This is a genomic window from Morganella psychrotolerans (genome assembly GCF_965118875.1).
GTDB lineage: Bacteria > Pseudomonadota > Gammaproteobacteria > Enterobacterales > Enterobacteriaceae > Morganella > Morganella psychrotolerans_C.
Genome location: NZ_CBCPJD010000004.1, coordinates 323,882 through 337,487, shown reverse-complemented (window position 1 = coordinate 337,487; position 13,606 = coordinate 323,882). Strand labels below are relative to the sequence as shown.

General features: G+C 51.3%; 11 protein-coding genes. All 11 read left to right on the top strand.

What is annotated here, in order from left to right:
- Positions 1–177 precede the first annotated feature (177 nt).
- Positions 178–642: a tRNA (adenosine(37)-N6)-threonylcarbamoyltransferase complex ATPase subunit type 1 TsaE gene (tsaE, locus tag ACMHKJ_RS06875; protein WP_067365946.1), complete on the top strand. Its 465-nt coding sequence runs from the start codon at positions 178–180 to the stop codon at positions 640–642.
- Positions 643–655: 13 nt separating this feature from the next.
- Positions 656–1,960, top strand: a complete 1,305-nt coding sequence (locus ACMHKJ_RS06870; protein ID WP_413492718.1) for an N-acetylmuramoyl-L-alanine amidase — start codon at positions 656–658, stop codon at positions 1,958–1,960.
- A gap of 19 nt (positions 1,961–1,979) precedes the next feature.
- Positions 1,980–3,878: a DNA mismatch repair endonuclease MutL gene (gene mutL, locus ACMHKJ_RS06865; RefSeq protein WP_413492717.1), complete on the top strand. Its 1,899-nt coding sequence runs from the start codon at positions 1,980–1,982 to the stop codon at positions 3,876–3,878.
- Positions 3,871–4,809 (top strand): tRNA (adenosine(37)-N6)-dimethylallyltransferase MiaA, encoded by a 939-nt coding sequence (miaA, locus tag ACMHKJ_RS06860; RefSeq protein ID WP_413492716.1) that lies wholly within the window; start codon positions 3,871–3,873, stop codon positions 4,807–4,809. Before mutL ends, miaA begins: the two co-directional genes overlap by 8 nt.
- Before the next feature lie 107 nt (positions 4,810–4,916).
- Positions 4,917–5,225, top strand: a complete 309-nt coding sequence (gene hfq, locus ACMHKJ_RS06855; protein ID WP_413492715.1) for an RNA chaperone Hfq — start codon at positions 4,917–4,919, stop codon at positions 5,223–5,225.
- A 98-nt stretch (positions 5,226–5,323) separates the two neighbouring features.
- Complete coding sequence (hflX, locus tag ACMHKJ_RS06850) at positions 5,324–6,604, top strand: ribosome rescue GTPase HflX (RefSeq protein WP_413492764.1); 1,281 nt, start codon at positions 5,324–5,326, stop codon at positions 6,602–6,604.
- Between the two features lie 87 nt (positions 6,605–6,691).
- On the top strand, positions 6,692–7,939 hold the full coding sequence (gene hflK / locus ACMHKJ_RS06845; RefSeq protein WP_413492714.1) for an FtsH protease activity modulator HflK: 1,248 nt from the start codon (positions 6,692–6,694) through the stop codon (positions 7,937–7,939).
- Between the two features lie 2 nt (positions 7,940–7,941).
- Positions 7,942–8,958, top strand: a complete 1,017-nt coding sequence (gene hflC, locus ACMHKJ_RS06840) for a protease modulator HflC (RefSeq protein WP_413492713.1) — start codon at positions 7,942–7,944, stop codon at positions 8,956–8,958.
- Positions 8,959–9,146: 188 nt separating this feature from the next.
- Positions 9,147–10,445, top strand: a complete 1,299-nt coding sequence (locus ACMHKJ_RS06835) for an adenylosuccinate synthase (protein ID WP_413492712.1) — start codon at positions 9,147–9,149, stop codon at positions 10,443–10,445.
- A 205-nt stretch (positions 10,446–10,650) separates the two neighbouring features.
- Complete coding sequence (nsrR, locus tag ACMHKJ_RS06830; protein WP_413482963.1) at positions 10,651–11,079, top strand: nitric oxide-sensing transcriptional repressor NsrR; 429 nt, start codon at positions 10,651–10,653, stop codon at positions 11,077–11,079.
- Between the two features lie 29 nt (positions 11,080–11,108).
- A complete protein-coding gene (gene rnr / locus ACMHKJ_RS06825) occupies positions 11,109–13,550 on the top strand; it encodes a ribonuclease R (protein WP_413492711.1) in 2,442 nt (813 codons plus the stop codon).
- Positions 13,551–13,606: the final 56 nt, after the last annotated feature.

Genomic DNA, 13,606 nt, shown 5'->3' with positions numbered 1-13,606 from the left:
ATGCAGAGGGCGGTCCGGAATGGGACGAAGCTTATCACAGACTGCCGGACACAAAAACCGCACATTATTGTCGTTTTATCGCACACGGCTATGCAGGTATAATGCCGTAATGTGGTATGTTTATTGCGAAACACGCTCAACTATTTCAATAAAAATAACCTGTGACGAATAAAGAACATGAAAGAACGCCTTTTTACGCTGGCAGATGAAGCTGCCACGGTTGCACTGGGCCGCGCATTAGCGCAACAAAGCCAGCGCGGGTTTGTCCTGCATCTTTTCGGTGATTTGGGTGCCGGTAAAACCACGTTCAGCCGCGGTTTTGTTCAGGCTCTGGGTCATTCCGGGCATGTGAAAAGCCCGACATACACACTTGTCGAGCCTTATGAGCTCTCCCCGCGTCCGGTTTATCATTTTGATCTGTACCGCCTGTCTGATCCGGAAGAACTGGAATTTATGGGGATCCGCGACTATTTCGGAAAAAATACAGTTTGTCTGGTGGAGTGGCCGCAAAAAGGGGCGGGTTTTCTGCCGGATGCAGATTTGGAATTGCACTTACGGTATGATGGAGAAGGTCGGGAAGCCCGTTTTGCTGCCCGCTCACCCTATGGTGAGGAACTCCTGGATAAGTTAGCGGAGAAATGAGGAATTGCCGAGAATGAATGCATATCTGACACGGAAACCGGGTTTAACCTCAGTGTCATGGCTGACGGGGCTTCTGTTTTGTATGAGCCTTCTGTTTACGGTCGCCGGACAGGCTGCGGTACTGACAGCGGTGAATGTGACCAATGACGGGGCACAGGGTACATTGTTACTCGATTTCAATGCAAAGCCGGATTACAAACTATTTCCGCTGCATGACCCTGAGCGGCTGGTGATTGATATCCGCCAGTCACAGAAAATTACCGGGCTGCCGATGACGCTCAGTAACGGGCTGATTAAGGTTGTCCGGGAAAGCAAGGCACCTGATGCACAACATCAGCGCATTGTGCTGGAGCTGGCGGAGAAAAACAGTGTCCGCGACGCTGTTGTGAATAAGGGCGGGCAGCCTCAGCTGGTCATTACCCTGACCGGTAAAAACGGTTATTCATCACCGGTATCTGCTCCGGTGGCAGCAGCACAGCCGGTGATCGGTTCCGGTAAACCGCTGCGGATGAATAACAGCGCATCTGCTGTTTCTGCACCGGTCGCAGAGCCGGTTCAGGCAAAAATCCCGGTAGTACCGACAGGTAAAATACCGAAAAACAGCCGTCAGGTTGTGGTCGCGATTGATGCCGGGCACGGCGGGAAAGACCCCGGCGCGATTGGTCAGAACGGACTGAAAGAAAAAAATGTCACTATCAGTATTGCCCGCAAGCTTGAAAAACGTCTGAAAGATGACCCGATGTTTAAACCTGTTCTGACCCGTGACGGAGACTATTTTATCTCGGTTGCCGGGCGTTCAGAGGTTGCCCGTAAATTCGGCGCTAATATGCTGGTTTCTGTTCACGCCGACTCTGCACCAAACCGCACTGCGCGGGGTTCTTCTGTATGGGTGTTGTCTAACCGCCGTGCAAACAACGAATTAGGCAGCTGGCTTGAGAAGAGCGAGAAGCAATCTGAGTTACTTGGCGGCGCAGGTGATGCACTGGCAAATGGCGCGGATCCGTATCTCAGCCAGGCGGTGCTGGATTTGCAGTTCGGTAACTCTCAGCGGGTCGGCTATGCCGTGGCGCAGGATGTTATCCGCCAGCTCCGTCAGGTGGGTAAAGTCCATAAAGGCACACCGGAACATGCCAGTCTCGGGGTTCTGCGCTCACCGGATATTCCGTCTATTCTGGTGGAAACCGGGTTTATCAGTAATGAATCCGAAGAGCAGCTTTTAGGATCAGATTCGTATCAGGAGCAGGTTGCTGCGGCGATCCACGGTGGCTTACGCGCCTATTTTACAGCGAATCCGCTCCAGGCCGCGCCGTCTAAATAACAGAGAAACGGGAGCGATTATGGCAATCCGGATTTTACCGCCACAGCTGGCAAACCAGATAGCCGCCGGCGAAGTGGTTGAACGCCCTGCATCGGTGGTAAAAGAGCTGGTGGAAAACAGCCTGGATGCCGGAGCAACCCGTATTGATATTGATATCGAGCGGGGCGGGGAGAAGCTGATCCGCATCCGTGATAATGGCTGCGGAATAGCCAAAGATGAGCTGGCATTAGCGCTGGCACGCCATGCGACGAGTAAGATCGCCACGCTGGATGACCTTGAAGCCATTATGAGTATGGGATTTCGCGGCGAAGCGCTTGCCAGTATCAGTTCGGTATCCCGCCTGATGCTTACTTCAAGGACTGAAAATCAAAACGAGGCCTGGCAGGCGTATGCTGAAGGCCGCGACATGGCAGTAACCCTGAAACCGGCGGCACATCCCGTCGGCAGTACAGTGGATGTGATCGATCTCTTCTTCAATACCCCCGCGCGGCGTAAGTTTATGCGCACAGAAAAAACTGAGTTCGGTCATATTGATGAGATTGTCCGCCGCATTGCGCTGTCACGTTTTGATGTGGCGATAAATCTGACCCACAATGGCAAGCTGATGCGCCAGTACCGCGCAGTTAAAGCGGACGATCAGCATGAACGGCGCTTAGGGACTATTTGCGGCACTGTATTTATGCAGCAGGCGCTGGCTGTAGCCTGGTCTCATGAAGGGCTGGATATCAAAGGTTGGGTGGCATCTCCGGCGAACTACAGTGGTCCGGCTGATTTACAGTACTGCTATGTAAACGGACGGATGATGCGGGATCGCTTAATTAACCACGCGATCCGCCAGGCGTATGAAGACAAACTGGGCAGCGACCGGCAGCCGGCCTATGTGCTCTACCTGGAGATTGATCCGCGTCAGGTGGATGTTAATGTTCATCCGGCAAAACATGAGGTGCGCTTTCATCAGGCGCGTCTGGTGCATGATTTTATTTATCAGGCCGTACTCAGTGTGCTGAAGCAGCATGAGCAGCCTGCACAATTATTTGCACAGGAAGAGTCTGCCGCCCAAACTCATCATGTGATTGAAAACCGGGCCGCCGCCGGTAAAAATATTTTTGAACATGAGCAAGCGCTCACATCTGTTTCCCGTTCTGCGGGTGCAGAAAATCATTCTTCCCGCAGTGAGCGCAGCGGAGCACTCCCGGCATATTCTGCGGAAAAACCCGTTTACAGCGCAAAAGAAGCCGGAGTATATCAGTCACTAATGCAGGTTCCGGCAGAAACAAAGCCGCAGCTGTTCCCTGAACGAAGCCGTTTTCTGTCAGAAAGCCGGGTTAGTGCGGGAAGTCAGCCGGTAACGGAAAAAAATGAGCGTGTAAGTTTTGGTAAAATCCTTACGCTTTATCCGCCGTGTTATGCGTTAATTGAAACAGATGCAGGGATAGCCTTGTTTTCCCTCAGTAAAGCGGCACATTATCTGCGTTGCCAACAGCTTCTTCCGGGCGTTCAGGGACTGAAGGCTCAGCCGCTGATGATACCGCTTCAGATTACGCTGAACGCGCAGGAGTGTGAGACATTTACGCAATTTTCCGGGGTATTGCATGCTTTCGGCATAGAAGGCTCAATTTCCCGTGGAAAAGCGACGATTCGTACGGTATCGTTACCGCTTCGTCAGCAAAATTTACCGCATCTTATCCCCGCGTTACTGAATTTTCTGGCCGCCACACCTGATGCTGCGTCTGATGCTATTGCCGGCTGGCTGGCAGAGCAGCTTGTCAGTGAACCGGAGGTACAGAGCAAAGCGCAGGCGGTTCAGATAGTCGCTGAGGTTGAGCGGCTCTGTCCGTCCCTGGTACAGAACCCGCCAAAGAATTTATTACAATTGATTGATTTAACTGAGGTTGTTTCGACATTTTGTCATGAATGAACTGAATAATCATAAACCTGCCGCCCTGTTTCTGATGGGACCGACGGCCTCAGGAAAAACGGCGCTGGCGATTGAATTGCGTCAGCACCTGCCGGTGGAAATCATCAGTGTGGATTCTGCACTGATCTACAGGGGTATGGATATCGGAACGGCAAAGCCGACCGCAGCCGAACTGGCTCTTGCCCCGCACCGGCTGATTGATATTCTGGACCCGTCCGTTGCTTATTCTGCGGCTGATTTTCGCCGTGATGCACTGGCCGCCATGAATGAGATAACCGCACAGGGAAAAATCCCGTTGCTGGTGGGCGGAACCATGCTGTACTTCAAAGCCCTGCTGGACGGATTATCACCATTACCGTCAGCAGACCCGGTTATCCGGGCGCAGATTGAGACGCGGGCAGCACAGGATGGCTGGCAGGTACTGCATGATGAACTGTGTGCTGCTGATCCGGTTGCCGGTGCGCGTATCCATCCGAATGACCCGCAGCGCCTGAGCCGGGCGCTGGAAGTGTATTATATTTCCGGCAAAACAATGACAGAACTGACGCAAACGGCAGGGGATAATTTGCCCTTTAATGCTTATCAGTTTGCCATTGCGCCGGCAGATCGTAAAATATTGCATCAGCGAATTGAAAGGCGTTTTCAGATGATGCTGGAAGCCGGTTTTGAGGACGAAGTCCGCGTGTTGTATCAGCGTGGTGATCTTCATCCTGATTTGCCGTCGATCCGTTGTGTCGGCTATCGCCAGATGTGGTCTTATCTGGCCGGCGAAATCGATTATGACGACATGGCGTACCGCGGCATTTGCGCCACCCGCCAGCTTGCCAAGCGGCAGATGACGTGGTTGCGGGGTTGGGAGGGCGTTCAGTGGCTCAACAGCGAACAGCCTGAACAATCTCTTAAAACCGTTATGCAGGTTCTTCGTGCATAGCGCCGTTGATTGTGTACAATTAACGGGTTATGAAAGTTTTTGAGTAGTTATTTTTCGAACCCTGTTTGGGTTTAATCTAAAAAACAACAAAATAAGGATAATACAGAATGGCTAAGGGGCAATCTTTGCAAGATCCGTTCCTGAACGCATTACGTCGCGAAAGGGTTCCGGTTTCTATTTATTTGGTCAACGGCATTAAGTTGCAGGGTCAGATCGAATCATTCGACCAATTTGTTATTCTTTTGAAAAACACGGTCAGCCAAATGGTTTATAAACACGCGATCTCTACCGTCGTACCTTCGCGTCCGGTTTCTCACCACAGTGGTGGCGCAAACCCGGGTACTGGTGGCAGCAGCAATTACCATCAGCCAGCCGGTAATGGCGGAGCACAACAGGATACTGATGGCGCTGAATAAATCAGTGTCCGGACGTCATTCGCGGAAAAACATGGGTAGGGAGACTTTACCTGTGTTTTTTCCTGCGCGTTTTTCACCTGTCCTGAGAGGTTATGCTGTTGTTTGACAGATATGAAGGCGGTGAACGGGCCGTACTGGTCCACGTATTTTTCTCACAGGATAAAAACACTGATGACCTCAGTGAGTTTGAATCCCTTGTGACATCCGCGGGCGTGACTCCCGTCCAGATTGTTACCGGCAGCCGCAGTTCCCCGCACCCGAAATATTTTGTGGGTGAAGGTAAAGCGGAAGAAATCGCCGGTGCAGTGAAAGACAGCGAGGCGGACGTGGTGCTGTTTAACCATGCCCTCAGTCCGGCACAGGAACGCAACCTTGAGCGTTTATGTGAGTGCAGAGTGGTCGGAAGAACCGGGGTTATCCTGGATATTTTCGCCCAGCGGGCACGGACACATGAAGGTAAACTACAGGTGGAACTGGCGCAGTTACGCCACATGTCCACGCGTCTGGTTCGTGGCTGGACGCACCTGGAACGCCAGAAAGGCGGGATTGGTCTGCGGGGACCGGGTGAAACACAGCTCGAGTCTGACCGCCGGATGCTTCGGGATAAAATAAAACTTATCGCCGGTCGTCTGGAAAAAGTAGAACGTCAGCGCGGACAAGGTCGTCAGGCGCGCAGCAAAGCGGATATTCCGACTGTGTCACTGGTCGGTTACACCAATGCCGGAAAATCCAGCCTGTTTAATCACATAACTGACGCGAAAGTCTATGCTGCGGATCAGTTATTTGCGACACTCGATCCGACACTGCGGCGGATTGATGTTGATGATGTCGGCACGGTCGTGCTGGCGGATACCGTAGGGTTCATCCGTCAACTGCCTCACGATTTGGTGGCTGCATTTAAAGCCACATTGCAGGAAACGCGTGAAGCCACTTTGTTGCTTCATATTGTGGATGCTGCAGATAACCGTGCTGATGAAAATATTCAAGCCGTTGATAGTGTACTGGAAGAAATAGATGCAAATGAAATTCCGGTACTGATGGTAATGAATAAGATCGATATGCTGGAGGATTTTGAACCGCGTATCGACAGAAATGAGGAAAATCTGCCGGTCAGAGTCTGGCTTTCAGCGCAGACCGGGGCAGGTATCCCGTTGTTGTTCCGCGCGCTGACCGAACGCCTTTCAGGTGAGATCGCACATCTGGAATTGTGTTTGCCTGTACAGGAAGGCCGTCTGCGCAGTCGTTTTTATCAGCTTCAGGCGATTGAGCGTGAATGGCTTGATGACGATGGCCGGATTTGCCTTGAAATCAGACTGCCCATTGTTGAGTGGCGCCGTCTCTGTAAGCAGGAACAACAGTTAGCCGATTACGTTATCTGATTATCAGGGGGCGTAATATATTAATTAAGAGTGCGTTTTTGCGCTCTTAGCCCTGGAAAACCGATCATAAAAGAGTGGAGCGAAGGCATGGCGTGGAATCAGCCCGGCAATAACGGACAGGACCGCGACCCTTGGGGGAGCAGCAATAAAGGCGGCAACTCTGATGGTAACAAAAGCGGCCGCAACCGTGGGGCATCTGATCTCGACGATCTGTTCCGGAAAATGAGCAGAAAACTCGGTGGTCTTGGTGGTGGTAAAGGCGGAAATAACAACGGGCAGTCCGGCGGAAACAGCCGTCCGCCAATGCAGTTCGGCGGTGGGCGTCTTCTGGGCCTGGCTGCGGCTGCAGTTGTCGTCGTCTGGGCAGCAACCGGCTTTTATACGATTAAAGAAACAGAGCGTGGTGTTGTTACCCGCTTTGGTAAGTTCAGTCATGTTGTTCAGCCCGGTCTGAACTGGAGACCGACCTTTGTTGATCGCGTTACTGCGGTTGATGTGGCGACTGTCCAGGATCTGGCAACGAACGGAATGATGTTAACCGCAGATGAAAACGTTGTCCGCGTTAACATGAACGTACAGTTCCAGGTCGTGAATCCGGAGGATTATCTCTTCAGCGTCACAAACCCGAATAACAGTCTTCGCCAGGCGATGGACAGTGCGGTACGTGGTGTTATCGGTAAGTTCACGATGGAAAAAATCCTGACGGCGAACCGTACCGTTGTCCGTAACGAAACCCAGAAAGTACTCGAAGAAACAATCCGTCCTTATAAAATGGGGATAGCGATTGTGGACGTCAACTTCCAGGAAGCCCGTCCGCCGGCAGAAGTTCAGGCCTCATTTGATGATGTGATTGCCGCCCGTGAAAACGAGCAGCAGTCTATCCGTGAAGCTGAAGCCTATTCGAACGAAGTCTTACCACTGGCAAAAGGTAACGCGCAAAGTATGATTGAAAGCGCACAGGCCTATAAAGCCAGTATCGTGCTTAAAGCACGCGGTGAAGTCGCAAGCTTTGCCAAGATGCTGCCGGAATACCGTGCGGCACCGGATATCACCCGTGAACGTCTCTATATCGAAACAATGGAACGTGTGCTGAGCAATACCCGTAAAGTGATCGCAAATGACAAGAGTAACAGCATGATGGTGCTGCCTCTGGATCAGCTTATGCGTGAACAGCGGGCAGCTCCGTCTGCATCAGCACCTGCGGCATCAGCAGGAACACCATCCAAGCCGGCACCCCGTCCGGCACAAAACAGCAGTCAGAATCCGAATGTACCCGCTGAATACGGCGATACGTACGGGGTTCGTGGCAACTCTGATCGCGTAGGGAGACAATAATCATGCGTAAGTATTTAGCCGTTATTGTTATTCTGGTTTTAGGCGTCCTGTATGCCTCTGTCTTTGCTGTTCAACAGACAGAGCGCGGTATTGTGCTGCGTTTTGGTAAAGTTCTGCGTGACTCAGATAACAAACCGATAGTGTATGAACCCGGTCTGCACCTTAAAGTGCCGTTTATCGAAACTGTTAAAACGCTGCCGGCCCGTATCCAGACGCTGGATATTCAGGCTGACCGTTTCTTAACCAACGAAAACAAAGACCTGATCGTCGATTCCTACCTGAAATGGCGGATCAGTGATTTCAGTCTGTATTATCTCGCGACAAACAGCGGTAATATTAATCAGGCAGAAAATCTTCTGAAACGTAAATTCAGTGACCGTCTGCGTTCTGAGTTTGGTCGTCTGAGTGTGAAAGAGATTGTGACGGACTCCCGTGGTACGTTAACAACAGAAGTTAAAAACGCACTGAATGAAGGTAGCTCAGGTAACGATCCGAAGGCAACTGATGCTGATAACGCTATTGCTGATGCAGCCGCCCGTGTTCAGGAAGAAACCAAAGGCGCACAGCCGCTGGTGGTAAATCCGAACAGTATGGCCGCGTTAGGTATTGAAGTGGTGGATGTCCGTATCAAGCAGATTAACCTGCCGGCGGAAGTCTCTGAAGCTATCTTCCAGCGTATGCGTGCAGAACGTGAAGCGGTTGCTCGTCGTCACCGTTCACAGGGTCTGGAAGAAGCGATGAAAATTCGTGCTATTGCAGACAAAACCCGTACTGAAATGCTGGCAGAGTCAGAGCGCCAGTCATTAACACTGCGTGGTGCCGGTGATGCGGAAGCGGCTAAACTGTTTGCTGATGCATTCAGTCAGGATCCGGATTTCTATGCCTTTATCCGAAGCCTGCGTGCCTACGAGCAGAGCTTTAAGCCCGGCGGTAATGACATTATGGTGTTAAGCCCTGATACGGATTTCTTCCGTTATATGAAGGCTCCGACATCATTGCGTCCGGCGTCTGGTCAGTAAATCCGGTGCCGCCCGGCGGCACGGATAAATCATCAGCATGCTGATGATCGCGACAGATATATAAAGCCCGCTACCGCGGGCTTTATTATGTAAATTGCGCAGCAGACATTTCAGAATGTGAGAAAAAGTGCTGAAAGGGCGGTCATGAGATGCTAGAATCCTTTTTTAAGCAACCAGGTAAAAACGAAATGGGTAATAACGTTGTCGTATTGGGCACCCAATGGGGTGACGAAGGCAAGGGCAAAATCGTCGACTTGCTTACTGAACGAGCTAAGTACGTTGTTCGTTATCAAGGTGGCCACAACGCGGGTCACACTCTGGTTATCAACGGTGAAAAAACCGTCCTTCATTTGATTCCGTCAGGTATTCTCCGCGAAAATGTCGTCAGCATCATTGCTAACGGTGTTGTTCTCGCACCCGATGCACTGTTAAAAGAAATGACTGCGCTGGAAGCCCGTGGTGTGCCGGTACGTGAGCGTTTACTGATTTCTGAAGCCTGTCCTCTGATCCTGCCGTATCATGTCGCACTGGATAACGCCCGCGAGAAAGCACGCGGCGCGAAAGCTATCGGCACGACCGGACGTGGTATCGGACCTGCTTATGAAGATAAAGTGGCCCGTCGTGGTCTGCGTGTCGGTGACCTGTTTGATAAAGAAACTTTTGCGCTGAAACTCAAAGAGATCCTTGAGTATCACAACTTCCAGTTAGTGAATTACTACAAAGAGCCTGCGGTTGATTACCAGAAAACGCTGGATGACATCATGGCTGTTGCTGACATCCTGACCGCGATGGTCGTTGATGTTTCAGATCTGCTGTATAAAGCAACCGTTAACGGTGAGCGGGTCATGTTTGAAGGTGCGCAGGGTACATTACTGGATATCGACCACGGTACGTATCCGTATGTGACCTCATCAAACACCACTGCCGGTGGCGTTGCGACAGGGTCAGGCTTAGGTCCGCGTTATGTGGATTATGTCCTGGGTATCATCAAAGCCTACTCTACCCGTGTGGGTGCAGGTCCGTTCCCGACTGAACTGTTTGATGAAACAGGTGAATACCTGCGTACGCAAGGTCAGGAGTTCGGTGCAACAACCGGACGAAGCCGTCGTTGTGGCTGGTTAGATATCATTGCTATCCGTCGTGCTGTGCAGATTAACTCCCTGTCTGGGTTCTGCATGACTAAACTGGATGTTCTGGATGGTCTGAAAGAAGTGAAAGTGTGTGTCGGCTACCGTTTACCGAATGGTGACGTGATTGAAACCACACCACTGGCAGCAGACAACTGGGAAGGTATTGAGCCAATCTACGAAAGCATGCCTGGCTGGAGTGAAAAAACATTCGGGGCGAAAAGCCGTGAAGAACTGCCACAGGCAGCACTCAATTACATCAGCCGCATTGAAGAACTGACGGGCGTTCCTGTTGATATTATTTCAACTGGTCCGGATCGTTCTGAAACCATGATCCTGCGCGATCCGTTCGACGCATAAGATTTTTCAGACGAAACCAGTCAGGGCCGGGCATTATTGTCCGGCCTTTTGTTTTTTAGCGCCGGGCTTTCTGACATAGTTTGTTGCAGGAAATCCGGCGTTTTCAGTAACACTTTTTGCTTAATAAGCAAAAGAAACACATAATGATTATTCATTACATATCGTGTGATCCCCGCGTGGGATGACAGAACTTTCGGGGTAAAATGTGCAGTTAACCAGTTTTACAGATTATGGCTTACGTGCGCTTATCTATATGGCGTCACTTCCTGACGGCAAAATGACGAATATCACAGAAGTGACAGAAGTCTATGGCGTGTCACGTAACCATATGGTCAAGATAATTAACCAATTGAGTCATTTAGGTTATGTCGAGGCGATCCGTGGCAAAAATGGCGGGATTCGCCTGGGAAAACCTGCTAATACTATACGTATCGGTGAGGTTGTCCGTGCGCTGGAGCCATTGACCCTGGTGAACTGTAGCGGTGAATTTTGTCACATTACCCCGGCATGCCGGCTGAAATCGATTCTGGGCAAAGCTATCCGGGAATTTTTGCAGGAACTGGATAAACACACGCTCGCTGATATGGTGCAGGACAATCAGCATCTTTATAAATTGTTGCTGACGGACAAATAGCGTCGGTCATAAAAACCACGGAGGACAAGATGTCAGTGGAGAAACAATCAAACGACCCTTACCGGGAACGCGAAGCGGAAAAATATGATGCCCCGATCGCGAGCCGTGAATTTATTCTTGAAATTATCCGTAACCATACCAAACCGGTCAGTCGCGATGATCTCGCGCAGGAACTGGGGTTAACCGGGGAAGAAGCACAGGAAGCATTGCGCCGCCGTCTGCGCGCAATGGAGCGTGACGGACAGTTGGTCTTTACCCGCCGTCAATGCTACGCGCTGCCGGAACGCCTTGATTTAATTAAAGGAACCGTTATCGGACACCGGGATGGTTTTGGTTTCTTACGCGTTGAAGGACAGAAAGACGACCTATTTATTGCACAAGATCAGATGAAGCTGTGTATGCACGGCGATGTGATCCTGGCGCAGGTGATGGGTGCCGACCGTAAAGGGCGCCGTGAAGCCCGTGTGGTACGCGTAACTGAACCGAAAACCGGTCAGATAGTTGGCCGTTACTTTATGGAAGAAGGCATGGGGTTTGTCGTACCTGATGACAGCCGCCTGAGCTTTGATATTCTGATCCCGAAAGAATCCATCAACGGTGCCCGCATGGGTAACATCGTGGTGGTGGAACTGACCCGCCGCCCGGCTAAACGCGTACAGGCTCTCGGTGTCATCACCGAAGTACTGGGCGAAAAAATGGGCACCAGTATCGCGGTGGATATCGCACTGCGTAAACATGATATTCCGTATACCTGGCCGGCTCAGGTTGAGCGTCAGGTTGCTGATGTCAGCGAAAACGTTCCGGAAGAGGCTAAAAAAGGCCGCGAGGATTTACGCTCGCTGCCATTAGTCACCATTGACGGCGAAGACGCCCGTGACTTTGATGATGCGGTACACTGTGAAGCCAAACGCGGTGGTGGCTGGCGTCTGTGGGTGGCGATTGCTGACGTGAGTTACTATGTGCGTCCGCAAACTGCGCTGGATGACGAAGCCCGCAGCAGGGGTAACTCGGTATACTTCCCGTCCCAGGTCGTTCCGATGCTGCCGGAAGTGCTTTCTAACGGAGTCTGTTCACTGAATCCGCAGGTTGATCGCCTGTGTATGGTCTGTGAAATGACTATTTCATCGAAAGGTAAGTTATCCGGTTACCGTTTCTTTGAAGCCGTGATGAGTTCCCACGCCCGTCTGACTTACACAAAAGTGTGGAAAATTCTTGAAGGGGATGAAGAACTGCGTGAGCATTATGCGCCGTTGGTAAAACATCTCGAAGAGCTGCATAAACTGTATAAAGCACTGGCGGAAGCCCGTGACGAACGTGGCGCGATTGCATTTGAATCGGAAGAAGCCAAATTTATCTTTAATGCAGAAAAACGGATCGATCGTATCGAGCCGGTGAAGCGTAATGATGCGCACAAACTGATTGAAGAGTGCATGATCATGGCGAACGTGGCAGCGGCAAGATTCGTTGAGAAAAACAACGAACCTGCACTGTACCGTGTTCACGATCGTCCGAAAGAAGAGAGTGTCGGTAATCTGCGGACAGTATTCAACGAGCTGGGACTGACCCTGCCGGGCGGACTGACGCCGGAGCCGAAAGATTATGCACAGGTCATGCGGGATGTGGCTGAGCGTCCTGACTGTGAACTGTTACAGACCATGCTGCTGCGCTCCATGAAGCAGGCAATTTACGATCCGGACAACCGCGGACACTTCGGTCTGGCGTTGCCGGCATATGCGCACTTTACATCGCCTATCCGTCGTTATCCGGATCTGTCGTTACATCGCGCGATTAAATATTTGCTGGCAAAAGAGCAGGGTGAGAAACCATCCAAAACCGGCGCCTGGCATTACGATACACAAAGCATGCTGCAACTGGGGGAACACACCTCCATGACAGAGCGCCGCGCGGATGAAGCAACGCGTGATGTGGCGGACTGGCTGAAGTGTGACTTTATGCAGGATCAGGTCGGTAATGTATTCAAAGGGCTGATTACCAGTGTGACCGGTTTCGGGTTCTTTGTACGTCTGAATGAGCTGTTTATTGATGGCCTGGTACACGTCTCAACACTGGATAATGACTATTACCGCTACGATAATGTCGGCCAGCGCCTGATTGGTGAGTCCTCAAACAATGTATACCGCCTCGGTGATGAAGTTGAAATCCGTGTGGAAGCCGTACATATGGATGAGCGCACGATTGATTTCGCATTGATTTCAAGCACGCGACGCGCCCGCAATGAAGGTAAAACCGCGAGAACCCGCGCGCGCACCGGTCAGACCGGTGATAAACGCCGCAGCGGGAAAAAAGACGACGTTAGCCGTGAGAAAAACTTTGAGCCGGACAGTGCGTTCCGTAAGAAGAAAAAAGACGGTGACGCTCCGAAAGCACCAAAAAGTCCGAAATCACCCCGGACCAAAAAAATTGAAGCGAATATAAAGGCGAAGCGCGCGAAGAAAAAAGCCGCAAAATAATTGCCTTTAGTTCACCTTTTCCCCGGTGAGGCGGCAGCGCCTCACCGGGTATATTA

Excerpts from the sequence above, each read along its gene's own strand:
- hflK (WP_413492714.1), top strand. The coding sequence starts at position 6,692 with ATGGCGTGGAATCAGCCCGGCAATAACGGACAGGACCGCGACCCTTGG.
- hfq (WP_413492715.1), top strand. The coding sequence starts at position 4,917 with ATGGCTAAGGGGCAATCTTTGCAAGATCCGTTCCTGAACGCATTACGT.
- ACMHKJ_RS06870 (WP_413492718.1), top strand. The coding sequence starts at position 656 with ATGAATGCATATCTGACACGGAAACCGGGTTTAACCTCAGTGTCATGG.
- mutL (WP_413492717.1), top strand. The coding sequence starts at position 1,980 with ATGGCAATCCGGATTTTACCGCCACAGCTGGCAAACCAGATAGCCGCC.
- ACMHKJ_RS06835 (WP_413492712.1), top strand. The coding sequence starts at position 9,147 with ATGGGTAATAACGTTGTCGTATTGGGCACCCAATGGGGTGACGAAGGC.
- tsaE (WP_067365946.1), top strand. The coding sequence starts at position 178 with ATGAAAGAACGCCTTTTTACGCTGGCAGATGAAGCTGCCACGGTTGCA.
- hflC (WP_413492713.1), top strand. The coding sequence starts at position 7,942 with ATGCGTAAGTATTTAGCCGTTATTGTTATTCTGGTTTTAGGCGTCCTG.
- rnr (WP_413492711.1), top strand. The coding sequence starts at position 11,109 with ATGTCAGTGGAGAAACAATCAAACGACCCTTACCGGGAACGCGAAGCG.
- miaA (WP_413492716.1), top strand. The coding sequence starts at position 3,871 with ATGAATGAACTGAATAATCATAAACCTGCCGCCCTGTTTCTGATGGGA.